This window comes from Thermoactinomyces sp. CICC 23799, from assembly GCF_016055145.1.
Classification (GTDB): Bacteria; Bacillota; Bacilli; order Thermoactinomycetales; family Thermoactinomycetaceae; genus Thermoactinomyces; species Thermoactinomyces intermedius.
Genome location: NZ_JAECVV010000006.1, coordinates 46,720 through 70,923 on the forward strand (window position 1 = coordinate 46,720; position 24,204 = coordinate 70,923).

Annotated in this window: 22 protein-coding genes and 1 other annotated feature; of the genes, 20 read left to right on the forward strand and 2 right to left on the reverse strand. The window is 50.5% G+C overall.

The features are described 5' to 3' along the window. Positions 1-7 precede the first annotated feature (7 nt). From I8U21_RS09205 to I8U21_RS09260, 12 genes are all read left to right on the forward strand, one after another. Positions 8-739 carry a precorrin-2 dehydrogenase/sirohydrochlorin ferrochelatase family protein gene (locus I8U21_RS09205; protein WP_181731789.1) on the forward strand — a complete coding sequence of 244 codons (732 nt, stop codon included), beginning with the start codon at positions 8-10 and terminating at the stop codon, positions 737-739. Then, entirely contained in the window at positions 676-1,602 is a 927-nt protein-coding gene (gene hemC, locus I8U21_RS09210) for a hydroxymethylbilane synthase (RefSeq protein ID WP_181731788.1), read from the forward strand. Before I8U21_RS09205 ends, hemC begins: the two co-directional genes overlap by 64 nt. Beyond that, on the forward strand, positions 1,599-3,116 hold the full coding sequence (gene cobA / locus I8U21_RS09215; RefSeq protein WP_198053792.1) for a uroporphyrinogen-III C-methyltransferase: 1,518 nt from the start codon (positions 1,599-1,601) through the stop codon (positions 3,114-3,116). The genes hemC and cobA overlap by 4 nt, the downstream gene beginning before the upstream one ends. Before the next feature lie 25 nt (positions 3,117-3,141). Further along, a complete protein-coding gene (gene hemB, locus I8U21_RS09220) occupies positions 3,142-4,113 on the forward strand; it encodes a porphobilinogen synthase (protein ID WP_370527057.1) in 972 nt (323 codons plus the stop codon). Positions 4,114-4,242: 129 nt separating this feature from the next. After that, the gene (hemL, locus tag I8U21_RS09225) at positions 4,243-5,535 is read left to right on the forward strand and encodes a glutamate-1-semialdehyde 2,1-aminomutase (RefSeq protein WP_198053793.1); all 1,293 of its coding nucleotides are present in this window, start codon (positions 4,243-4,245) and stop codon (positions 5,533-5,535) included. A gap of 191 nt (positions 5,536-5,726) precedes the next feature. After that, positions 5,727-6,950, forward strand: coding sequence for a LysM peptidoglycan-binding domain-containing protein (locus I8U21_RS09230; RefSeq protein ID WP_181731784.1), 1,224 nt, complete (start codon positions 5,727-5,729; stop codon positions 6,948-6,950). Positions 6,951-7,036: 86 nt separating this feature from the next. Continuing rightward, positions 7,037-8,056, forward strand: coding sequence for a phosphotransferase (locus I8U21_RS09235; protein ID WP_198053794.1), 1,020 nt, complete (start codon positions 7,037-7,039; stop codon positions 8,054-8,056). 236 nt (positions 8,057-8,292) lie between these two features. After that, positions 8,293-8,454 carry a hypothetical protein gene (locus tag I8U21_RS09240; protein ID WP_181731782.1) on the forward strand — a complete coding sequence of 54 codons (162 nt, stop codon included), beginning with the start codon at positions 8,293-8,295 and terminating at the stop codon, positions 8,452-8,454. A gap of 120 nt (positions 8,455-8,574) precedes the next feature. After that, positions 8,575-8,805, forward strand: a binding site (T-box leader). A gap of 53 nt (positions 8,806-8,858) precedes the next feature. After that, positions 8,859-11,498 (forward strand): valine--tRNA ligase, encoded by a 2,640-nt coding sequence (locus tag I8U21_RS09245; protein WP_181731781.1) that lies wholly within the window; start codon positions 8,859-8,861, stop codon positions 11,496-11,498. A 160-nt stretch (positions 11,499-11,658) separates the two neighbouring features. Continuing rightward, positions 11,659-12,963, forward strand: coding sequence for a bifunctional folylpolyglutamate synthase/dihydrofolate synthase (locus I8U21_RS09250; RefSeq protein WP_181731780.1), 1,305 nt, complete (start codon positions 11,659-11,661; stop codon positions 12,961-12,963). A 17-nt stretch (positions 12,964-12,980) separates the two neighbouring features. Next, positions 12,981-14,366, forward strand: a complete 1,386-nt coding sequence (murC, locus tag I8U21_RS09255) for a UDP-N-acetylmuramate--L-alanine ligase (protein WP_181731779.1) — start codon at positions 12,981-12,983, stop codon at positions 14,364-14,366. Between the two features lie 99 nt (positions 14,367-14,465). Beyond that, complete coding sequence (locus I8U21_RS09260) at positions 14,466-15,107, forward strand: SCO family protein (protein WP_181731778.1); 642 nt, start codon at positions 14,466-14,468, stop codon at positions 15,105-15,107. 29 nt (positions 15,108-15,136) lie between these two features. Here the strand turns inward: I8U21_RS09260 and I8U21_RS09265 are convergent, their stop codons facing one another. After that, complete coding sequence (locus I8U21_RS09265; protein ID WP_181731777.1) at positions 15,137-16,366, reverse strand: ABC transporter permease; 1,230 nt, start codon at positions 16,364-16,366, stop codon at positions 15,137-15,139. After that, complete coding sequence (locus I8U21_RS09270; RefSeq protein ID WP_181731776.1) at positions 16,363-17,097, reverse strand: ABC transporter ATP-binding protein; 735 nt, start codon at positions 17,095-17,097, stop codon at positions 16,363-16,365. Before I8U21_RS09270 ends, I8U21_RS09265 begins: the two co-directional genes overlap by 4 nt. A gap of 92 nt (positions 17,098-17,189) precedes the next feature. Here I8U21_RS09270 and I8U21_RS09275 point away from each other — a divergent pair, with 92 nt between their 5' ends. From I8U21_RS09275 to mreD, 8 genes are all read left to right on the forward strand, one after another. Then, entirely contained in the window at positions 17,190-18,233 is a 1,044-nt protein-coding gene (locus tag I8U21_RS09275) for a type IV pilus twitching motility protein PilT (RefSeq protein ID WP_181731775.1), read from the forward strand. Continuing rightward, a complete protein-coding gene (locus I8U21_RS09280; protein WP_198053795.1) occupies positions 18,220-18,939 on the forward strand; it encodes a prepilin peptidase in 720 nt (239 codons plus the stop codon). Before I8U21_RS09275 ends, I8U21_RS09280 begins: the two co-directional genes overlap by 14 nt. 39 nt (positions 18,940-18,978) lie before the next feature. Beyond that, positions 18,979-20,094: an SPOR domain-containing protein gene (locus I8U21_RS09285; protein WP_181731773.1), complete on the forward strand. Its 1,116-nt coding sequence runs from the start codon at positions 18,979-18,981 to the stop codon at positions 20,092-20,094. 197 nt (positions 20,095-20,291) lie between these two features. Beyond that, on the forward strand, positions 20,292-20,891 hold the full coding sequence (locus I8U21_RS09290) for a Maf family protein (RefSeq protein ID WP_181731772.1): 600 nt from the start codon (positions 20,292-20,294) through the stop codon (positions 20,889-20,891). Between the two features lie 89 nt (positions 20,892-20,980). Next, on the forward strand, positions 20,981-21,688 hold the full coding sequence (radC, locus tag I8U21_RS09295; RefSeq protein ID WP_269747550.1) for a RadC family protein: 708 nt from the start codon (positions 20,981-20,983) through the stop codon (positions 21,686-21,688). A gap of 43 nt (positions 21,689-21,731) precedes the next feature. Next, positions 21,732-22,790: a rod shape-determining protein gene (locus I8U21_RS09300; RefSeq protein ID WP_181731771.1), complete on the forward strand. Its 1,059-nt coding sequence runs from the start codon at positions 21,732-21,734 to the stop codon at positions 22,788-22,790. Positions 22,791-22,805: 15 nt separating this feature from the next. Further along, positions 22,806-23,621, forward strand: a complete 816-nt coding sequence (gene mreC / locus I8U21_RS09305; protein ID WP_181731770.1) for a rod shape-determining protein MreC — start codon at positions 22,806-22,808, stop codon at positions 23,619-23,621. Between the two features lie 30 nt (positions 23,622-23,651). Next, the gene (gene mreD, locus I8U21_RS09310; protein ID WP_181731769.1) at positions 23,652-24,182 is read left to right on the forward strand and encodes a rod shape-determining protein MreD; all 531 of its coding nucleotides are present in this window, start codon (positions 23,652-23,654) and stop codon (positions 24,180-24,182) included. Positions 24,183-24,204 lie beyond the last annotated feature (22 nt).

The following is a 24,204-nucleotide window of genomic DNA, read 5'->3' on the forward strand; positions in this document are numbered from 1 at the left end:
GACAAAGATGAGGCAACCCTATGCCATGATGATTGATCTGAGAGGAAAGCCCTGTTTGGTGGTGGGGGGAGGAAAGGTGGCCGGGCGCAAAGTGAAGACGCTGATCGATGCCGGAGCTTATGTCAAAGTGGTGAGTCCGGCGGTCACACCCATGATCAAATATTGGGCGCTTTCCAGAACAGTGGAATGGTTCGCCCGGCCTTACCAAAAAGAAGATGGTGCGGGCCAATTTTTGGTGGTTGCCGCCACCGATGATCCCGATGTCAACCGGACCGTTTATTGCCATGCGGTGATGCGGGATCAATGGATTAACGTCGTTGATCAGCCCGGGCTTTGCAATTTTACGATCCCTTCGGTCGTGACACGGGGGAGACTGCAAATTGCCATTTCCACCCAAGGGGCAAGCCCGTCCGTGGCCAAGAAAATCCGCCGCGAACTGGAAGACATCTATGGCGAGGAATATGAGCTGTATTTGGATCTGGTGCATGAGATGCGGCAGAAAATTCAAGCCCGGGTCACGGAAAAACGGCTCCGGTACCGGCTGTACAAAGAATTGGCATCGGACCGGTGGATTGAAGCTTGCCGCCGAAACCCGGACGGGGTTCGCCGTGAAATGGCTGAATGGTTGGAAAACATGATGTTAAACGGAGCGAAGGAGAAAGGAGGGTCTGTGGCATGCGGACGCTTGTGGCAGGAACAAGACGAAGTGAGTTGGCACTTACCCAAACCCATTGGGTGATCGAACGCTTGAAGGAATTGGAACCGGGATTGGATATCCGGGTGGAAAAAATTGTGACCAAAGGCGATCGCATTTTAAATGTCACCTTGTCCAAAGTGGGCGGCAAAGGATTGTTTGTCAAAGAAATTGAACAAGCTTTGTTGGATGGGAAAATTGATTTTGCCGTGCACAGCATGAAAGATATGCCTTCTGAAATGCCCCCCGGATTGGTGATCGGGGCGGTTCCGGTGAGGGAAACACCGACGGATGCCCTGTTATCCATCGACGGAAAAACATTGGACGAACTCCCGTCCGGAGCGGTGGTGGGAACCAGCAGTTTGAGGCGCCAGGCGCAAATCTTGGCTTATCGTCCGGATTTGAAAGTGAAACCGGTGCGGGGCAATTTGGAAACGCGAATCCGCAAGATGCAGGAAGGCCAGTTTGATGCCATTATTTTGGCGACATCCGGATTGAAAAGGATGGACTGGGAAAACAAAATTTGCCAGGAGCTAACCGCGGATGTCATGCTGCCGGCAGTCGGGCAAGGGGCTTTGGCTGTCCAGTGCCGTGCGGATGATGAAGAGCTTTTGGCTGTTTTACAGCGGTTGAATCATGAGGAAACGAAAAAAGCCGTTTCTGCCGAACGGTCTTTTTTGCATGCTTTTCAAGGCGGATGCCATTTGCCGATTGCAGCTCATGCCACCTTGGAGCAAGATGAGATTCATTTGACCGGCCTCGTTGCCGATCCCGGGGGACAAGCCGTGATCAAAAAAGGCATCCGCGGGAACGATCCCGAAAAGATTGGAAAAGATTTGGCGGCATGCTTAAAAGAAGAAGGGGCCGGCCGGCTGTTGGAAACCGTGCGGGAGGGACTTAAGATATGACCGGTACGGTTTATCTGGTTGGTGCGGGCCCCTGGGATCCGGGCTTGATCACCGTCAAGGGATTAAAGGCGCTGAAAAAAGCCGATGTGATCATTTATGACCGGTTGGCCAATCCCCAGCTTTTGAATCATGCCAAGGAGAATGCCGAACGGATTTATGTGGGAAAATCATCCGACCATCATACACACACGCAGGAAGAGATCAATGATCTGCTGGTTGAAAAGGCCAAACAAGGATTGACGGTGGTCCGGCTGAAAGGCGGGGATCCTTTTGTTTTCGGACGCGGCGGGGAAGAGGCCGAACGTTGCGTGGAAGAAGGTATTCCTTTTGAAGTGATCCCCGGCATCACCTCTGCCATTGCCGTTCCGGCTTATGCAGGGATTCCGGTCACCCACCGGGATATGAATGCATCGTTTTCGGTGGTCACCGGGTATGAACGGAAAGAAAAAAATGAACCCTCCGTTTCTTTTGCTTCCTTGGCCCGGGCAACCGAAACCCAGGTGTTTTTGATGGGAGTCAAAAACCTTCCCTATATCGTCGAACAGTTGAGAAAACACGGGAGAGCCGGCGATACGCCGGTGGCTTTGGTCCGTTGGGGAACCAAAATGGAACAGGAAACCTTGGTCGGCACGCTCGAGGATATTGTTGAAAAGGCGGAAGAACGAAATTTCCGCCCGCCGGCGGTGATTGTTGTCGGGGAAGTGGTCCGTCTGCGTGAAAAGCTGGCATGGTTTGAACAGAAACCATTGTTTGGCAAACGGATTTTGGTCACCCGGGCACGGGAGCAAAGCCAAAGCTTGTCGGAGAAGATTCATGAATTGGGAGGAGAATCGCTGGAGTTTCCGGTGATCAAAATCACCCGCCCGAAACGCCAGGCCTTTCTTGATCAATCCCTCCGCCGCCTTCATGAATATGACTGGATTGTTTTCACCAGTGTCAACGGGGTGAAATTTTTCTTTTCACGATTGCGCGAGTTAAAGATCGATATCCGGCAAATGGCCAAAGCGAAGATCGCCGCCATCGGCCCGAAAACGGCCGAAGCCCTGTGGGAAAAAGGGTTGCTCGTCGACGTGATTCCCGAAGAATACCAAGCGGAAGGGTTGATTGAAAGCCTTCGCCACCATGTCAAAGCGGGAGATAAAATCTTATTGCCCCGCGCCAACATTGCCCGCAAAATTTTAGCGGTCAAGCTGGCTGAGATGGGTTGTGAAGTGACCGACGCTGATGCCTACGACACGGAGACAGAAACTGGAAATGCGGGTGAAATTGTTCAGGGGTTACGGGAAGGAACGATTCATGTGATAACTTTCACAAGTTCCTCCACGGTCCGGAACTTTGTCCGGTCCCTGCAAACGGTGGAAGCGGATGTCACCTCATTGCTAAAAGGGGTGCAAATTGTCTGCATCGGCCCGATTACGGCTCAAACGGCCAAGGAATCGGGATTGAAAGTGAACAGCATTGCCAAAGAGTACACCATTGAAGGATTGGTGGAAGCATTGAAGCAGTTGCCGTAAGGTTTTTAGAAGGAGGATGAAATCAGTGGCTTCATTTATTCGTCATCGCCGCTTACGCATGAATGAAAACATCCGGTCTCTGGTGAGAGAAACACATTTGCATATCGATGATTTGATTTATCCGTTTTTTGTGATTGAAGGAACGGGGATCAAACAGGAAGTTCCCTCCATGCCGGGCGTTTATCAATATTCTTTGGACCGTCTTCACGAGGAAATGGATGAAGTGGTGAAACTTGGAATCCGTTCGGTTTTGGTATTTGGCATTCCGGCACATAAAGATGAATGCGGATCTCAAGCCGATGATGCGCACGGAATTGTCCAGGAAGCGATCCGGTATCTGAAAAAAGAATATCCCTCCCTGTATGTGATTGCCGATACCTGCTTATGTGAATATACCTCCCACGGCCACTGCGGTGTGGTGGAAAACGGGCAGGTGTTAAACGATCCGTCCTTGGAACGGTTGGTTTCCACGGCCGTTTCGCAAGCCGAGGCGGGAGCGGATATGATTGCCCCATCCAATATGATGGACGGGTTTGTTTACGCCATTCGCGAAGGACTGGACAAAGCCGGGTTTGAAAATGTCCCGATCATGTCCTATGCCGTCAAGTATGCTTCCAGCTACTACGGACCGTTCCGTGATGCGGCACAATCGGCTCCGGAATTTGGCGACCGGCGTTCTTACCAAATGGATCCGGCCAATGTCCGGGAAGCCATGCGTGAAGCCGCATCCGATGTGGCAGAAGGCGCCGATGTGCTCATTGTAAAACCTGGATTGGCTTATTTGGATGTGTTGCAACGGGTTCGCGAACGTTTTGATTTGCCGGTGGTGGCTTATAATGTGAGCGGGGAGTATTCCATGGTCAAAGCGGCGGCCATCAACGGCTGGATCAATGAAAAAGAAGTGGTGATGGAAAGCATGCTGGCATTTAAACGTGCCGGAGCGGATTTGATCATCACTTATCATGCCAAGGATTTGGCCCGTTGGCTGAAAGAATGATTTTTCGCATGCCGGTTTCAACCAGCCGGGCCCTTCCGGCCGGTTGATTTGCCGGATGCGGGTTTTGCGTTACAATACAGACAGCGCGTTTACATATCGCTCAAGAACATGAAAAAAGGTGGGTCCGTTATGCGTCTTTCTTTTGAACGATCCGTTGCCGATTACCAGGAAGCGGTGAAAGTGATCCCAGGCGGTGTCAACAGCCCGGTTCGTGCTTTTAAATCGGTCGGTCTGAACCCGGTTTTTATTGAACAAGGGCAAGGTTCCGTGGTGACGGATGTCGACGGGAACCGGTACATCGACTATATCTGTTCCTGGGGGCCGCTCATCTTGGGACATGCCCATCCCGATGTGGTCCGGAAAGTGAAAGAAACGGCAGAAAAAGGAACCAGTTTCGGGGCGCCGACGGAACTGGAAACGAAAATGGCCAAGATGGTTACCGAGCGCATGCCTTCCGTGGATATCGTGCGCATGGTCAATTCCGGAACCGAAGCCACGATGAGCGCCATCCGTTTGGCACGCGCTTATACCCAAAGGACGAAAATCTTGAAGTTTGAAGGAAGTTATCACGGGCATTCGGACAGCTTGTTGATTAAAGCGGGTTCCGGGGTGGCCACGCTCGGTCTTCCGGACAGCCCCGGCGTTCCGATGGATTTGGCCCAATCGACGTTAACCGTTCCGTACAATGATTTGGACAGTGTCCGGCTGGCTTTTGAGAAATTTGGCGAAGAGATCGCCGCGGTGATTGTCGAACCGGTTGCGGGCAATATGGGTGTGGTTCCGCCTCAGCCCGGCTTTTTGGAAGGAATCCGGGAGATCACCGGACAATATGGAACCATCCTGATTTTTGACGAAGTGATGACCGGTTTCCGTGTGGATTATTATTCCGCCCAAGGACGTTACAACGTCATGCCCGATCTGACCACCATGGGGAAAGTGATTGGCGGCGGCTTGCCGGTGGGGGCTTTCGGCGGCAAACGCGAGATCATGGAGATGATTGCTCCGGTCGGCCCGGTTTACCAAGCCGGCACGTTATCCGGAAACCCGTTGGCCATGGCAGCCGGTACGGCCACCTTGGAAGCCATGACCCCGCAAGCTTATGAGGAGCTGGAGAAGAAAGGGGCCATGCTGGAAGAAGGAATGAAACAAAATGCCGAAGAAGCCGGTGTGCCGCATCATATCAACCGCGTCGGTTCCATGGTATGTCTCTTCTTTACCGATGAAAAAGTGACCAGCTATGAACAGGCCAAATCGTCCGATACCGGTTTGTTTGCTTCCTACTACAGAAACATGCTGGAGGAAGGGATTTTGTTGCCGCCTTCCCAATTCGAGGGCATGTTTGTCTCGGTGGCCCACAGTGAATCGGACATTGAGCGCACCATCGAAGCAAACCGGCGTGCACTGAAAAAATTGTCCAAATGAATATGAGAAAGCATGAAACCGTTAAGAGACGGCATCCGTAAGGATTGCCGTCTCTTTTTCTGTTTTTTCAACCTCCTGTCCAAAAGAACCGGTTATAACTGGAAAGGAATTGCATATAGTTTACTAATATCCCAAACGACGGGCACTGTGATGTCGTTTGGTGAAGAAAATCCTCAAAAGGAGGGAATCAAATGGAAAATCAGTTCACTCAGCTTCGTTTCGACATTTTGGAGAAGGTGCGTTTACATCCGCAACAACCGGGAATCGATACCCTCCTGGAACTGGACTTATATCCGGATGTAGAGATAAAAGACGAGGGTCAACATTTAAAAATCCAAGGTTATTTGCGTTTGAACGGCGTTTATGTAGGGGAAGAACAAACCGCTGAAGGAGAAAGCGGGGCCTTACATAACGGGGGCGTGGGGGAAGAAACCAATGAGCTGGCTTATGTGATTCCGGTGGAAATCACACTTCCTGCCGACAGGGCAGAGCAGTCCCGGATTTCCGCGGAAGTGGAGACGTTTGATTATGAAGTCCTGTCTCCATTTGAGTTGAAGATTGAAGCGATTTTAATGATTGACGGTTTGCTCCCCGAAAGCAGCAGTGAGGAAGAAGAGCAAAGCGGGGAAAATGTGCAAAAATATCCGGTTTTCTCCGGATCGACAGCTCAACCTTTAACCATTTCCGGGGAAGACGGGAACAAGGAGGCGGCTGAGAAAGAAGAGGATCCTTCGGAGGCTGTTGCACAGCGGCAAGCACAGGAACAAGCACAGGAAGAAAAACCGGTCCGTGAAACCGGCGAAAGAAAGGCTGCGGATGAAAGCGAAGAGAAAGCCGGGGAAAAAGTGAAGGCGGCCGAAGAAGTTTCAAAACCGGCTTTGCACGAGACGGCGCAATCGGAAAAAGAACCGGAGGAAAAAGAAAGCAAAGAGGTTGTACAGGAAATCAAATTGTCACCCAAAGATTTCTGGTATGAAAGGCAAAAATCCAAGCAAATGGATTTGAAACCGGAGGAAGATTTGATCCTGCCAGAAACAGCGGAAGAGGAGCCCCCCGTCCAAGAGACGGCGGAGGTGCCGAAACAGGAAGATGGCGCACCTGAACCGGTCCTTGCCGAAGAGGAAGACGCTGTGGAAGACTCCGCCGCCGGAGAAGAAAAGGATGAATCCGGTGAAGCCCGGAGCAAGGCCGAATGGATCCGCTGGTTGGTTCACGGAAAGGAAGAAAATTTTGTTCCGATCAAAATGGTAATCGTGCAAGAAAATGAGACCATTGACCAGGTGGCTGGCAAGTATGAGGTGTCTGCCGATGAGATTGTGAATAAAAACCGGTTGAAAACCGACCGGCTGGAACCCGGACAAATCTTGCAAGTTCCCGCAAAACCAGCCGAATCGCACGAAAATGGGGAAGCTTAGTGACGGAATTCATTTACAGTGCCAATGAAAAAATTCCAAACCGGTTTTTCCGGTATTCGTTTGGAGTGGGGAGAGGAGGATGTGGATTGGATTTCACCCGTTATGATGAATGGAAAATGGTTTGTGACCAATACGGTTGGCAACCGGTCCGGGTGGAAGGAGACGGGCGGGTCTTCAAAGTGACATTGCCGGACCGGGAATTGGGGCTGAAAAGATCGGGGGCCTCTTATGAAAAATTGATGCTGCTTCACCGGATTTTGGAAAAAATGAACCATCAGGGGTTTGTGCACACGTTGCCTTGGGAGTTGACCCCGGAAGGTGAGCCCGTTGTACGCACCCGTACAAGCTGTTGGTATGCGGTGCCGTGGAAAGAAAAAGGGGCGGGCGAAGTATCCGCACGGGATGTGGTCATGGGATTGGCGCATATGCATCGCTTTTCGGAGCCGGTCTTGAAAGATTATCCGGAATTGGCGGGAAAAACGGACGAACGGTTGATCGGCAAGTGGGAGGAGAAACGGCAGGATTTGAAGAGTTACCAGGAACAAATCCGCGCACGGGAATTTCCGTCTCCCTTTGATCAGTCGGCAGAGCAAATCTTTAAACAGCTGGACCAATCGCTCTCGTTTGCGATCCGGGGCATGAAGCGCTATCTGGAATCGGAAGATGGTGCTCCCCCGCGTTACGCCCTTTGCCACATCCGCATTCACCCGGGCAACATTGTCGCGGATCAGGAAAACTTTTATTTTATCGATTTTGACCATGCCGGGGTGGATTCGCCGGTACGTGACCTGGCGCTGGCGGTGGAACGCCTGAGCGATCCGTCCGATCCGAAAAATTCGCCTTCGGCACTGATTCAGGCCTATGAAGAGATTTGCCCCCTCCGGTCCAAGGAAAAAAAGCTGCTCGGATTATATTTGTCCTATCCGGAACGGCTGTTAAAGACTCTCCGGATTTATTATCAGGATCCCAAGCTTTTAAATGATGAGCCCGAAGCGGTTTCGCGCCTGGAACAAGAGATGGCCCGGTATGAAAAAACCAAGGCATTGGTACGCCGGTTGTGGATGAACAGAAAAAAAGGAAAGACGAATAAAGAAAAACGCAGATAAACGAAGAATAAATCCGGGATCTCCCGGTTTTTTGTTTTTTGTCACTATTCAATCGCTCTTTTGATGATAAACTTATTATCAGTCATTTGCATCTCATGGAAGACCGATTTAAGATACAATCGTTTAAAAGCGAAGGAATTTGTTTCGGATGCTGGACAGAAACGTACAAAATGTGGAGAATAGGAATATGTTACAAAGAAAAGACTTCGGATGCTGACAGGAAGGGGTTTATTCACTTGAGAGCAGTTAAAACGATCGTGAAAAAAACTTACAAAGGTGTGTTGTTCTTAACTTTTCTCAGTATCCTGTTGTTGTGCACGGTGTTGCTTCTGGCTTTTTTGGCGGATCCTCAGGCGATGTATGAATTTATTAAACAAACGTTTGGCGTCCGTTCATAAAAGGGAATCATCGATGCGTCTTGTTGAAACGGCGGTATCGCCGTTTTTTATTCAAATGGGGTATAGTTTGACGCAAAGTTGGAAACCGTGTAATATAATAGTCAATATCAGATGTGAATGGAAAATGCGAAGACGGAGAAGAGTAGACGGATTAAAGCAGTCAGAGAGAGAAACCCTTGGCTGAAAGGTTTCTTCTGCATTTAACCGTCGAACGTCGCTCCTGAGCAGGTGTCTGAAAGGTTTTTGAAACCGTGTAAGATAACCCGGTCCCAGCCGTTATCTGGTCAGAGTGCACTAATTTTTTAATTAGTGAATAAAGGTGGTACCGCGAAAAGAACTTTCGTCCTTTGCCGGCGAAGGTTTTTTTTATTTTCGGAAGAAAGGTGAGCAGGAGGTTAGAAAGAATGTCGACGATGCCAAAAACGTATGACCCGAAACAGGCGGAAGCCAAATGGTATGATTATTGGATGAAAGGTGGGTATTTTCAAGCGGGAAATGACCCGGATAAAGAGCCGTTCACCATTGTGATCCCGCCGCCAAACGTTACGGGAAATCTGCACATCGGCCATGCTTTGAACAACACGTTACAAGACATTTTGATCCGTTTTAAACGGATGCAGGGGTATGATGCCTTGTGGCTGCCGGGGATGGATCACGCGGGAATTGCCACCCAATCCCGTGTGGAAGCGAAACTCCGGGAAGAAGGAGTCAGCCGCCATGATCTGGGGCGGGAAAAGTTTTTGGGCGTTGTATGGCAGTGGAAGGATGAGTATTCCAAAAACATCGCCAATCAATGGCGGAAAATGGGATTGTCGCTGGATTACAGCCGGGAGCGCTTTACGCTGGATGAAGGGCTTTCGGAAGCGGTTAAAGAAGTGTTTGTCAAGCTGTACGAAAAAGGCCTGATTTACCGCGGGGAATACATTATCAACTGGGATCCGGTTGCCAGGACGGCCCTGTCGGACATTGAAGTGATTCACAAAGAGGTGCAAGGCGCCTTGTATCACATCCGGTACCCGCTGGCAGACGGTTCCGGATCGGTGCAAGTGGCCACCACCCGGCCGGAAACGATGCTCGGGGACACGGCATTGGCGGTTCACCCGGATGATGAGCGCTATCAACACTTGATCGGCAAAGAAGTGATCCTGCCGCTTACCGGACGCAAAATTCCGGTGATTGCCGATGAATATGTGGATCAGGAATTTGGAACCGGGGTTGTCAAAATCACACCGGCTCATGACCCGAATGACTTTGAAGTGGGCAATCGCCACCAACTGCCGCGGATTTTGGTGATGGATGAATCCGGGAAAATGAACGAAAATGCCGGCAAGTACCAAGGTATGGACCGGTTTGACTGCCGCAAACAAGTCGTCAAAGATCTGGAGAATGAAGGATACCTGGTCCGGGTGGAAGAACATGTGCATTCGGTCGGGCACAGCGAACGTTCGGACGCGGTGGTGGAACCGTATCTTTCCACCCAATGGTTTGTGGCCATGAAGCCGCTTGCAGAGCGGGCGATTCAGGCCCAGAAAAAAGGAGAAGGCGTCCGTTTTGTTCCGGAACGTTTTGAAAAGATCTATTTCAACTGGATCGAAAATGTGCGGGATTGGTGCATTTCGCGGCAACTGTGGTGGGGACACCGGATTCCGGCATGGTACTGCGGCCAATGTGATGAGATGACGGTGGCCCGTGAGGAACCGAAGACTTGCCCGCATTGCGGAAGCGATCAGTTAAAGCAGGATGAAGACGTCCTGGATACTTGGTTCAGTTCCGGACTCTGGCCGTTTTCCACATTGGGTTGGCCGGAAGAAACCGCGGACTTAAAACGGTACTATCCGACGGATGTTTTATTGACGGGATATGATATCATTTACTTCTGGGTTGCCCGCATGATCTTTTTGGCACTGGAATTCACCGATGACATTCCGTTTAAAAATGTCCTGTTCACCGGCTTGGTCCGGGATGCGGAAGGCCGGAAAATGTCCAAGTCGCTCGGAAACGGGATCGATCCGATGGAAGTGATCGACCAATACGGTGCCGATGCCATGCGGTACATGTTGTCGACCGGTTGCACCCCGGGAAATGATCAGCGTTTCCGCTTTGAACGCGTGGAAGCGGCAAGAAACTTTGCGAACAAAATCTGGAATGCTTCCCGTTTCGCCCTGATGCACTTGGAGGGAGTCGAAAAAGAAGATCTTTCCTTGGCAGGACCCTTTTCAACGGCCGACCAGTGGATCCTGCATCGCCTGAACGAAACGGTCCGGGATGTGACCAGGCTCTTGAACCGCTTTGATTTCGGAGAAGCGGGACGGGTGCTGTACAACTTCATTTGGGATGAGTTTTGCGATTGGTATATCGAGTTTGCCAAACTTCCTCTTTACGGTGAAGATGAAGAAGCGAAAAAAGTCACCCGGTCCGTGTTGGTTCATGTCCTGGACCAATCCCTCCGGTTGTTGCACCCCATGATGCCGTTTATCACGGAAGAAATCTGGCAGCATTTGCCGGTGAAAGGGGAAAGCATCATGATCGCCCCGTGGCCGGTGGAAGATGAACGGTTCGAATCCCCACAAGCGGTCCGGCAGATGCGGGTGTTGATTGAAATCATCCGGTCGGTGCGCAATATCCGGGCGGAAATGGATGTTCCGGCCAAACGTCAAATCGAGCTTTTGATCCGTCCGGACGGTGACATGGAAGAAACCATCCGGAACCACGAATCGGCGATTAAAAAATTGTGCGGTGTCGACCGGTTAACCATTGATTCCGGTCTCAAACGGCCGCAAAAATCCATGGCGGATGTGGTGACCGGAGCCGAGATTTTCTTGCCGCTTGCCGGAATGGTGGACGTGGAACAAACCATTGCCCGTCTGAAAGCCGAATTGAAAAAATTAAATGCCGAAGTGGAAAGAGTGGAGAAAAAACTGGCAAACCCCGGCTTTGTTTCCAAAGCACCCGCCGAAGTGGTCGAGAAAGAACGGAAAAAGGGTGAAGAGTACAAAGAAAAACGGGAGAAAGTGCTCGCCCGTTTGAAGGAAATGGAAGGATGACAAGGGGGGAGGGCTCTCCCCTCCCCGTTTCATATTGACGGATGGCCGGATAACAGGCAAAATGGACAAAGTGAATGTATTCTTATTAATTAAAAAAGTTTTGGAAAGAAGCTGAGGGAGAATGACTCAATTCGAAACAGCTCAAGAAGTATTCGCTTGGATGGAACAAACATGTGCCAAAACCATTCAACCGGGACTGGAACGCATGGAATGGATGCTGGAGCGGTTGGATCATCCTGAACGAAGGTTAAAATTCATTCATATTGCAGGAACCAACGGGAAAGGTTCAACCGCTGCCATGATTGCATCCGTATTAAAAGAAGCCGGTTTTTCGGTGGGGATGTTTGTTTCCCCTTACGTTCTTTCCTGGCATGAACGAATTCAATTCGACGGACAACCGATGGATGAATCTTCTTTTGTCCGCTGGGTTAATGAATTAAAGCCGCTGATCGAAAAAATGGCGGAAGAAGGGCCGGGGGCCCCATCTCATTTTGAATTTTGGACTTTGGTCTCATTATGTTATTTTGCGAAAGAAGCCTGCCCGTGGTTTGTGGTGTGGGAAACCGGGATGGGAGGTCGTTTTGACTCCACCAATGTGGTTTACCCGTTGGTATCCGTGATCACCGAAATCGGTTATGACCACCAAAAGTGGCTTGGCAAAACGTTGGAAGAGATCGCAACGGAAAAGGCGGGGATCATCAAACCCGGAGTGCCGGTGATTTGCGGCAGCAAAAAAGAAGAAGCGCTGTCCGTCATCAAACGGGTTGCCAAAGACAAACACTCCCGATTATATATGTATAATGAAGATTTTTCTGCCACCGCACACCATCAGGATCTGGATGAGCAAAGATTCACGTTTGAAAATGTGTATCGCAAGTTGGAAAATCTTTCGCTCCCGCTGGCCGGGGATCATCAGTTGCAAAATGCGGCAACGGCATTGATGACGTTGGAAATTTTGCGCCAAAATTATGCAACGGTCATCGAGCCGGAGCACTATCTCAACGGATTGAAAAAAACAGCATGGCCGGGCCGGTTGGAAAAAGCGGGTGACCGGCCGCACATTCGACTGGACGGCGCTCACAATACAGAGGGGATCAAGGCGTTGGTTCAAACCATAAAAAAATATGGATCCCGTTATCGCCGAATCGGTTTTATGATTGCCATGATGAAAGACAAACCGGTCAGGGAAATGTTGGAGCACCTTGCGCAAACGGCTGATTTTGTTGTGACAACCTCGCTTGAGGAACATGCCCGTTCCCTTGGGGCGGAGGAATTGGCCCACATGTTGAAAGAAATCAATCCGGATTTAAACGTGGTGCCCGTCCAAGGAGAACAAGACGCACTTCACGTATTCCAAAACCAATTGAATGATGATGATTTAGGCATTGTGGCCGGATCGCTGTATTTGGTTTCTGCAGTGCGGCCGTTATTGATGAACCATGGGGGAAGACAGGGACTTACATGAAGGTTGGTGATTTCACGATGAATAGTCAAAAAAGGGTTCACTTTGTAGGAATTGGCGGATATGGCATGAGTGCCATTGCACGGGTTCTTTTGGACTTGGGTTATCAGGTGTCCGGTTCGGATGTGGCTGAAAATGCATTGGTGAAAAACCTGATGGAGCGCGGAGCCAAGGTTTCGATCGGACACTCGGCGGAGCATATCGACGGGGCGGACATCGTTGTCTATTCTTCCAGCATTTCTCCGGACAATGTGGAACGGGTGGCGGCCAAAGAACAAGGGATTGAAGTGCTTCACCGTTCTCAAATGTTGGCCCGCCTTTTGAATGACAAAAAAGGGATCGCGGTTGCAGGGGCTCATGGAAAAACAACCACTTCCTCCATGGTTGCCCAGACGCTGGAATTGTGCGGAGTGGATCCGACCTATATCATCGGTGGAGAGATTGTCGCCCTGAAAGGAAATGCCAAAGCCGGCCAGAGCGATTATGTCGTCGCTGAAGCGGACGAGAGCGACGGATCGTTCCTGGAGTATTATCCGCATCTGGCTGTCGTGACCAATATTGAAGCAGATCATCTTGAAAATTATGGCGGCGATTTTGAAAACTTGAAAAAAGCGTACCGTTCCTTCCTCAATCAGGTAAGGCCCGACGGTGCGGCAGTGCTGTTTTGGGACGATGAATATGTCCGGGAAATGGCGGATGATGTAAACGGCCGCATCATCACGTATGCCATTGACCGCGATGCGGATTACCGGGCCATAAACATCCGCGAAAATTTGCGTCAGATTCAATTTACCGTTGTGCGCGGGGAAGAGGTGTTGGGGGATGTGCTGTTAAACATCCCGGGGCGCCACAATGTGGCCAATGCCTTGGCGGCCGTCATTGTCTGCCTGGAAGTCGGGGTGCCGTTTGAGCAGATTGTGAAAGCGTTGTTCCGTTTTCAGGGAGCCAAACGCCGCTTCCAGGTGATTGGCGAAGAACAAGACATCTTGATTGTGGACGATTATGCCCATCATCCGACGGAAATCCAAGCTACATTAAAAGGGGCAAAGGCGCTCGGCCGCCGGATGGTTGTCGTCTTCCAGCCGCAGCGGTATTCACGCACGCATTTATTGATGAATGAATTCAGCCAGGCTTTTTACGATGCGGATGAAGTGATCATCAATACCATTTACGCACCGCCCGGCGAGCAACCGATTCCCGGCGTCACCGCCGAGCGTTTGGCCGAACTGATCAAGCAAAACAGCAATGCCAATACCCGGTTTTTGGCCACCAAAGAAGAAGTGGTTGAATATCTGGCTCAACATGTACAGCCCAACGATTTGGTGATGACCATGGGGGCCGGCGACATTTGGCGGGTGGCTCACATGCTGAAAGAAGAATTGCAAAAAGAACGGGTGAATGAGTAAAAAATGATTGCGGAGTCGGAAAAGAGCCGGTATTTCACCGGCTCTTTTTCTGCAGGAAGGATTTATGCTATGCTTTGCATGAGAAAGGAGGAGAGACCGGTGAAGTCAGGAAAATGGCTTGCGCTGATTTTGATCGGCATGTTGGCCGTTTTGGCCGGATGCGGTGCCGCCGACCAGCCGGCAGAAGAAACCCAAACCGGACAAAGTGCCGTATCCGATAATGATGTGTCCGATCTGAATTGGAGGGTTCCTTCATTTACATATACCAATCAAAACAACGAAACCGTGGGATTGGATGATTTGAAGGGAAAAGTTTGGCTGGCCGACTTTATCTTCACGCGCTGTCCCAATGTTTGTCCGCCGATGACGGCAAATATGTCCAAAGTTCAAGAAGCTCTGAAACAAGCCGGGGTGAAAGCGGAAATCGTATCGTTCACGGTGGACCCTGAACATGATCAACCGGAACAGTTGAGGGTGTTTGCCGAAAAGCACCATGCTGATTTAAATTCATGGCACTTTTTGACTGGTTATTCCCTGGAGGAGATTCAAAAGTTGACTCAAGAGGCTTTTAAGGGGTCCATCTCTCAACAGGAAGGGCCGTCCCCGGATGTTCCGCTGTTGGTCAATCACCCGACACAATTTTATCTGATCGACCAAAACGGGAAAGTCGTGAAATTTTATGACGGATTGAAGCCGGATGCCGGGCAAATCGTTCAGGATGTTAAAAACTTGCAAAAATAAAAGGCTTGAGAACCATCTCAAGCCTTTTTTTAACGGGAATTGATGAGATGTTCCCCCCGGCGTGGCAAATAAAGCAAACTGAGCGCCGTGCTGATCAAGGCACCGGTGATGACCAACCACAAGCATTCCAGGGTTGACAATGCATCAACGATCCGGGCGAATAACGCGATCCATACGGTTTGGATTCCCAGGTTGATCCATCCGATGAACGTCAACCCTTTAGCCCATTGAGCGGCTGAGAGGGGATATAACCGGCGGATGCCCGGGTATTGTTTCGGATCGGCCAATTGCGGCAATTGCTTGATGAACATCCAAGCACAGGCGACACAGACGCCGGCGCTCACCCATCGGTTTGGAAAGATCCCGATCAAGATCATGGCCCAGATGAGCAGTCGGATTTGAATGGAAAACAGTTCGCTTTTCCGGATAAAGGTGCGCCAATACAAATATGAAGATGCTTGTTGCCGGGACCACCGGGGAAGAAACCGGATCAGCCATGCCCGTTTCTTGACGGGGGTCTTGAGCCGCGGCATGTCCACAAACAAGCCGGCCAGCGAATGATAACGGGCCAATGTGTTTGCTTCCGATTTCTGCATCAACCGCCAGGGATAGGGACAGGCAGGAGCTTTTCGGTAAACGGCAATGGCTGAAAGCAGAAGGCCGATGAGCAAGACCGACGCCCAGATTCCCTGCTGATGCAAGAAAGCATAAGCGGCCCCTCCGTTGAACAGAAAGCGGATCCCGGTTACCAGACGCACTTGCTGCACGGGGAGCAAAATGGTTAACCGCATTTGCCACCATTCGGCGAAGATGTTTACCACTTGGATGACGGCAAAAAAGACATAGGAGACAAAAAAGAATCCATGGCTTTTCCAAACCGCGAGAAAAACCGGATAGAGCAACAGGGTGAAAATGGCCAGGTGAATCAGATGAATGGCGGTGCTGTAGATCAAGCTGGCCCGAAAATACGGTTTCATCCGGGTTTCCAGCGGCAGAAGAAAAACGGAATCAGCCGGCTGGATCCATGTGCGGATCCGGCTGGATGTCAAGAGCAAGGCATAAGGAAGAGTTAACAAAAGTTCAATCGGAAAATCAGGGGGCAGCCAGATCAGGAATTGCTCGTAAGCAAAATACAGGGCAATGAATAAGATTCCCAGAAAAAGGGGCGTCCCCCCGCTACTGGCCACCATCCGGATTGAGCGCATGGCAGCCAGCCAGGAATTTTTCATTCGGTCATAAAAAAGTTTGCCGGTATTCATGATCGCTTCCCTTCTATCGCCAACATAAACAGTTCATCCAATGCCTTGTTCCGGGTTCCCGCCTGCCGGTTCATCTCGGACAGGGTGCCGGAGAAGCGCACTTCGCCTTCATGAAGCAATACAAAGCGCTCACAAAATTTTTCGGCCGTTTCCAAAATGTGTGTGGACATTAAAATGCCCATCCCCTCTTTTTTTCTTTCTTCCAATAATTGGAGCAAAGAACGGATGGCCAGCGGATCCAACCCGACAAAGGGTTCATCGATGATCAAAAAGCGGGGGCGGACCAGGAAAGCGCACAAGATCATGATTTTTTGCTGCATGCCTTTGGAAAAAGTGTCCGGAAACCAGTTTTTCACTTTGTTCATCCGGAAACGTTCCAGCAAGGCCCCTGCGCGCTGTTGGAACTCCTCCCGGGACAATTGATAAGCACTGGCTGTCAGTTCCAGGTGCTCCCATAAAGTGAGTTCTTCATAAAATTGCGGGGTTTCCGGGATGTAAGCGAGTTGGGACCGGAACGATTCCGGATTTTCTGACAACGTATACCCGTTGATGGTGACGGTGCCGGAAAAAGGGGTGACAAGGCCCAAGATATTTTTGATGGTGGTGCTTTTTCCGGCGCCGTTCAACCCGATGAGGCCCACCATTTCACCGGGTTTCACCGAAAAACTGACATTTTTGATGACCGGATGTTGACGGGCATATCCACCGGTAAGTTGATTGACTGAAAGCATAAAATACTCCTTTATGTAGTGAAAAATGGATATGGTTTACCATTAGTTTGCGTGAAAAAAGAAAGGATTGCAAGCAGGGAAAAGATCCGCGGATGGAAAGGAAAATTCAAAACAAAGTAGAATTGGTAAAAATTGTCGGGATTTCTGCGGGAGGAGGGAAGCGGGTGCTGTTGGAGGAAGCCGTTCATCTTGCTTTGAAAGAAGGCGCGACCGATTTGCATTACATTGAGGGGGAGCATCCTTGTATGCGGGTGAACGGGGAAGTCTTGGTATGGTATGCCGGCCGGGGAATAAGAGAAGAGATTGAAAAGTGCATGCCATCCGGGACCGATCCGGTGAGGGAGTCGGATTTCACATGGCATTCAGGCCATCACCGGGCGAGGATTCATTGTTATCAAAAACAAGAGCGTCTGGCGCTGGCCATCCGCTTTTTGCCGGATCGCATTCCGACTCCGAAAGAGCTTCATCTTCCCCCGGTGCTGTATCAAAAAGTGATGTATCAAACCGGTTTGTTGCTGGTCACGGGCCCGACCGGAAGCGGAAAAACGACAACGCTGGCTTCGTTGATTCAGGAATTGAATCATACGGAAGCTTTACATATCCTGACGTTGGAAGATCCGATCGAGTATTTCCATGCGTCAAAAAAGTCGCTGGTCATCCAACGGGAAATCGGGAAAGACACCGAAAGTTATGTAAGTGGTATGTTGTCCGCTTTGCGGCAAGGACCGGATGTGATCATGGTCGGGGAGTTAAGGGACGTTGAAAGCATCATGGCCGCCCTTCACCTTGCCGAAACGGGGAAACGGGTCATGGCCACTTTTCATGCCGGGAATGTGGAAAAGGCGATTTACCGGATCATTGACAGTTTTCCCGCGGATCGGCAAAAATGGGTGCGGTCGCAATTGGCGGCTTCGCTGTCGGCGGTGGTGGCCCAAAAGATGGCCGGGCCAATCGGCAGGCGTATGCGGCCGGTTTTTGAAGTTTTGCTGAACCATCGTTCCGTTGCCCATCTGATTCGAAATGGCGAGATCCACCAGCTTCCTTCCGTGATGCAGGCTCATCAGGCTTCAGGCATGCAGACCATGGAAATGGAATTGAGAAAACTGCAGGAGGAAGGAATCGGTGCCATTGAATGAATATGGATTATGGATGGCGGCGGGCGTAAGCGGCTTGGTTGCTTATTGGATCCCCGGACTGGCTTATTGGATCGGATCGGGCAAATGCGGGGAGCCGGTACACTGTTCATTTCGTTTGAAACCGTTGTCCCGGGTTTTCTTCGCCATTTTCGCCGCCGGCTTGTCATGGACGGTTCAGTGGAAGCTGGGAACCGGTTGGGAAAGTTGGATGGCGACGGTGTTGGTTTGGTTGTTATTGGTGATTGCACTGACCGACATCTGTTTTTTTCTGATCCCCGATGTGGTCACATACAGCGGCTTTTTCCTCTTTATGTCGTGGCGTTTCTTTGTGGATGCCGCCAACATGCCCGTTTACCTGGCCGGAGGATTTTTCATCACGTCGGGGTTGTCTCTGGTCAGCTGGATCAGCCGCGGGCTGGGTTGGGGGGATGTCAAGCTGGTCGCCATGGCATCCTGGGTGGTGGAATGGCCGCAGCTTTTGCTGTCCATCTGGTTTGCCACGCTGAGTTCCATGCTTCATGTGGCCGGGCGTCTCCGGTCCCGGGGGAGGGCGGCCGTCCGTGAACCGCTTCCGTTCGGTCCTCATTTGGCCGCAGGCATGTTTCTTTCCTTATTGTGCGGGGATGTGCTCCGCGATTGGTACGGGGAGCAGTTTTTGCAATTTTTCCTGCCCTGTTTTGGTTCTATCGTTCCTATGAATTCATAAACTATATTAACAGGATGATAGAGAGGGGGCAGTCAATCCATGGAGAAACTGAGAAAAACTCAAGTGCAAGTGCATAAAACCGGATTAAAGGTAAGGCTTCAAACCAGACCGGTTGCTGCAAAGCCGAAGCATGACTGTTCCGTCACAACGGAAACCAAACCGCTGTACAAACCGAAAACGGAAACGCAAAAGCCATCGTGGGAACCATGGCTGAAAATGAAAAATTTGACGACAGGAAGTGTGTGGCCGTGGGAAAAGGCAAAGAATGAAAAACGGGTGATTCAGTGGGCTTCCCCGAACAATCCGTTTCGTCATAAAAGAACCGGGAAAAAAAAGCGGAACAACCCAGCTTGGCAAATGATATGTTCGGCCGGGGCCGCGTTGGTGATCGGCACCATCATGGGACTTTCCGTCTTGAATTTGTTTTTTAATGAAAATGCCACGTTTTCCAACCGTACCATTGATTCTCATCTCAATCCGCCGCCGGATGCGGGGGAAAAAGAAACGCCGCTACCGGAACCAACCGACCGTTCCCAGGCTCTTCCCCCGCTTCAGACCGTGATGTTGCAGGCGGGAAGTTATGAAGAAAAAGCAGGAGCGGAAAAAGCGATGAATCAATTCCGGGTGAAAGGGTTGGCCGCCGTGATGTCGGAACAAGCTCCGTACCGGATTTATCTGGGGATGGCACCTGACCGGGACCTGGCCCTGAAATTGTCGGCAATTTATCAGAAGCAGGATGTCTCCGTTTATTTGAAGGAAGTCCGTTTACAGGGAGAAGCGGCATTGGATCCGGAAGTGAACCAAGCGCTTCTGGATCCATTGAAACAAGGAAACCGCCTGGTGCAACAACTGAGCAGCCTGTCAGCCGGCGCCATCCGGGGAACGGCACAGCAGGAAACACCTCTCAAGGTACCGGGGGATTTATCTGAACAATTCCAAAACTTTGTCGTCCAAATGCAAGCGGTGAAAGGAAAACTTCCGGGTGACGCCGGGGAATCGGCGGACCGGATGATCCAAGCGTTGGACCAGGCCGTGCAAAGCGGGTTGGCTGCACAAAAAAATCCCGGCCAGGCGCTCCTGTGGCAAATGCAAGAGGGGTTGATCCGGTACACCGTGGGTTACGAGAAATTGATCCAATCCTTAAAAGAACAATGAAATTTTTGAGTCGGATGTCACCAAGGGCGTTTGGAATCTTGTTGAAGAGCTTGCCATCTGATAAACTAAAAAATGATATATGAATTGACGGCACCCCGCGAAAGCGGGTGCTTTTTTCCTTGATAAGACAATATGTAAATTTTTGGAAATTGATTATAACCGTTGGTTGGTTTTGGTTTTCAGGCAGGTGTTGGTGGATGGATATGAAACGCGAAATTGTTTTGGCTTCCGGATCTCCTCGCAGAAGAGAATTGCTTGCACGTTTTGGAGTTCCGTTTCGTGTTCAAACAAGCCGCATTGATGAAACGAGGGATTTGCCCGATTTGCCGGAAAAAGTTGTGGAAGAACTGGCAAGGCGCAAAGGGAAGGCAGTTGCCGCCGGATGCCGGAATGCTTTGGTCATCGGAGCGGATACGGTGGTTGTGTTTGATGGAACCATTTTGGGAAAGCCGAAAGATGAACAGGATGCCGTTTCCATGCTGAGGATGTTGTCAGGAAAAGAGCATCAGGTTTATTCCGGGCTTTCTTTGATCACCGTTGATCAGGGGAAAATCACGAGAGAGGATGTATCGCACCGGATGACGCGCGTTTGGATGCGACCGCTTTCCGATGAGAAAATCGAATGGTATGTGAACACGAAAGAGCCTTTAGATAAAGCTGGAGCTTACGGAATCCAAGGGTTGGGAGCTTGTTTGGTGGACCGGATTGAAGGATGCTATTTTAATGTGGTCGGCATGTCTTTGTCCCTCTTGGATGAAATGCTGACCGAAACCGGTTATACCCTTGCACAGGATTAACGTCGGAGATTCACCTCTGCTGACCTTTGACAACCTGGTTTAATCCTCCGGAAGGAAGGAGTGGAGTGGCCGGCAGAGGAGGATGGATGATGAAGGAACCGAAAAATTCATTGCCGATGTTAAAAGATGTTCCGGAGGAAGAAAGACCCCGTGAGCGGATGTTGCGCTTCGGGCCGGAGAAGTTGTCCAATGCGGAGTTGTTGGCACTTTTGCTCCGGACGGGAAGCACGGGAGAATCGGTCATGGTGCTGGCGCAACGCGTGTTGAGCAAAACGGGGGGTTTGAAAGCCCTCACGCAAATCTCACTCCAAGAATTGATGCAAATTCATGGCATCGGCCCTGCCAAAGCCGTACAAATCATGGCAGGGGTTGAACTCGGGCAACGGATTTCAAGATTGCTGCCCGAGGAACGGTATGCCATTCATTCCCCGCAAGATGCTGCCCGCTATGTCATGGAAGAGCTTCGTTTTCTGAAACAGGAGCATTTCGTTTGCCTTTTTTTAAACACCAAGTATCAAGTCATCGGAAAACAATGCATTTTTAAAGGGAGTTTAAACGCCTCTGTTGTTCATCCCCGGGAGATCTTCCATGAAGCGATCCGTTTCAGTGCTGCGGCAATCGTTTGCGTACATAATCATCCCAGCGGGGACCCGACCCCCAGCCCGGAAGACCTCGAAGTGACGGAGAGGTTGGTGGAAGCCGGGAAATTATTGGGGATTGAAATTCTGGATCACCTGATTATCGGGGATCAACTGTATATGAGCATGCGTGAGCACGGCATGATTCCGGAGGAATGACCGGCAATGAACGAGATAAGGGATCATGGGGAGGAGGAACTTTATGTTTGGCGGTTTTGTCAAAGATTTGGGAATTGATTTGGGGACGGCCAACACCCTGGTATACGTCAAAGGGGAAGGGATCGTGGTCCGGGAACCGTCCGTGGTGGCCATGGAGTCGGGAACCGGTGAGATCAAAGCGGTGGGGAATGCAGCCAAGCTCATGATCGGGCGCACCCCCGGTAACATTGTTGCGATCCGCCCGATGAAAGATGGTGTGATTGCGGATTACACCACCACGGCAACCATGATGGAGTATTTTATCAAAAAAGCGATGGATCAAAAAATGATCATTCCCCGTAAGCCCAACGTGATGGTCTGCATTCCGTCAGGGGTGACCCCCGTTGAAAAGCGGGCGGTGGAACAAGCATCGACGCGGGCCGGAGCCAAAGAGGCTTACACGATTGAAGAACCTTTTGCCGCAGCCATTGGGGCCGGCCTACCCGTTTGGGAGCCGACCGGGAGCATGGTGGTGGATATCGGCGGCGGCACCACCGAAGTGGCGGTCATTTCCCTCGGGGGAATCGTGACGTGCCAGTCGTTGCGGGTGGCCGGCGATAAAATGGATGAAGCGATCATCCAATATATCCGTCGGAAGCATAACTTGTTGATCGGCGAGCGGACGGCGGAGATGCTGAAATTGGAGATTGGCTCGGCGATTCCGAGTGATGATGATTCGGGCAAGGAAGAACGGGAAATCAAAGGAAGGGATTTGATCACCGGGCTTCCCAGAAAAATTTCCATCACTTCAAGAGAAATTGCGGAAGCTTTGTCCGAAACGGTCAGAGAGATTATCAATGCCGTGAAATTGACTTTGGAAGAAACCCCGCCGGAGCTTGCGGCCGATATATTGGAACGCGGGATTATGTTGACCGGGGGAGGGGCTTTGCTCCGCAATATCGATGAATGTTTGCATCAGGAGACCCACATGCCCGTGATGATCGCGGAAAACCCGCTGGATTGCGTGGCGATCGGGACGGGTGCTTCTTTGGAGCATCTGGATAAGTTGAATCCGAAAAATCATTCCGGCTATCTGGAGTCGTTTCGGAAACGTTTTTATTAAAGGGTTGTGAAATGGATGAGGCGCAGTACCAATCGGTTTCTAATGGTGATGGCCCTTGTGGTTGCAATCTTTCTGACCGTCAATGTGACACGGGGGGAAAGAGGGACGCTGTCGGCACCGGAAAGCTGGTTCATCAACGGTTTTGGATGGATTCAATCCTTGATTCACCTGCCGGTTCAACCCCTTCTCGCGGCGGGACATGAGGAAGAAAGCCCCGAAACCGCCATGATGAAATTAAAAGTTCAAGCACAAAACCTGGAAAAGGAAAATGAGGAGTTGAAAAAGCTTCTCGGCTACAAAAAAGAACATCCGATGGATACCATTACGGCCCGGGTGGCTTACCGCAATCCGGACCGTTGGAATAACCGGTTGGTGATCAACCGGGGTACGGAAGACGGTGTCAAGCCCAAAATGCCGGTCATCACTTCCGAGGGATTGATCGGACGGGTGGAAAATGTGACGAAGTACATGGCCGAGATTCAGCTGTTGACGGATTCGGAAGGAGGCCCCGGGATTGCGGCGGTGATCCAGACCGGCTCGGAGGAAGTGTTGGGGATTGTTGAAGGATATGATCCCCGGAGAAAATGTTTGATTTTAAATAAAGTCTCCGTCACCGCCCGGCCGGAGAAAGGACAAATGGTGGTGACTTCCCGGTTATCGGATGTTTATCCGGGAGGGATTTTGATCGGCACCGTCGACGATGTGAAAATGAGTGAAGGAAAAGTTGAACAGGTGGTTTATGTCAAACCGTCCGCATCGTTTGAGAATCTGGATTTTGTCATGGTGGTGAAAGATCCGGAGAAATTACAATTAAATCAGCTTCAGAAATAAAAACATACCGGGAACGGGAGGGGAAAATCGATGAAAAAATACTTCGTCGCTTTTCTCTCCTTCCTATTTATATTGGAAGGATCCAAATTGCAGTTATTGCTCCCTCAATCTTGGGGGAGCACTTTTGTCATGATTCCGGCGTTGGTGGTAAGTGGTTTGATTTCTATTTCTTTCTATTTGCCGCGCCGCTATGTTTTATGGATTGGTTTTATCTTCGGATTGTTCCATGATATTGTTTACGGGCCGGCCATCGGGATCAAAGCTTTCACGTTCCCTCTTGTCGCTTACGGCACTTACCTGTTGTCCGGAGCTTTTTCATTGTATCAATGGATCGCCGGGATCACCTTCTTTTTGGGGCAATCCGCATATTTTATCATTCTCTATGGCTGGTATTGGTTGTTTGGTTTTACAAACATGGATTTTTCTTATGCCTTTTGGCTCCATATCGTTCCGTCCATCCTGTTGAATTGGTTGCTGGCCTATCTCATTCATCAGCCGATCCGTTGGATCTATCAGAAAAAACGGAATCGCTCCATTATCTTTGACACGATTTTGCGTTAAGCCTGTAAAGCGCGACACGGAT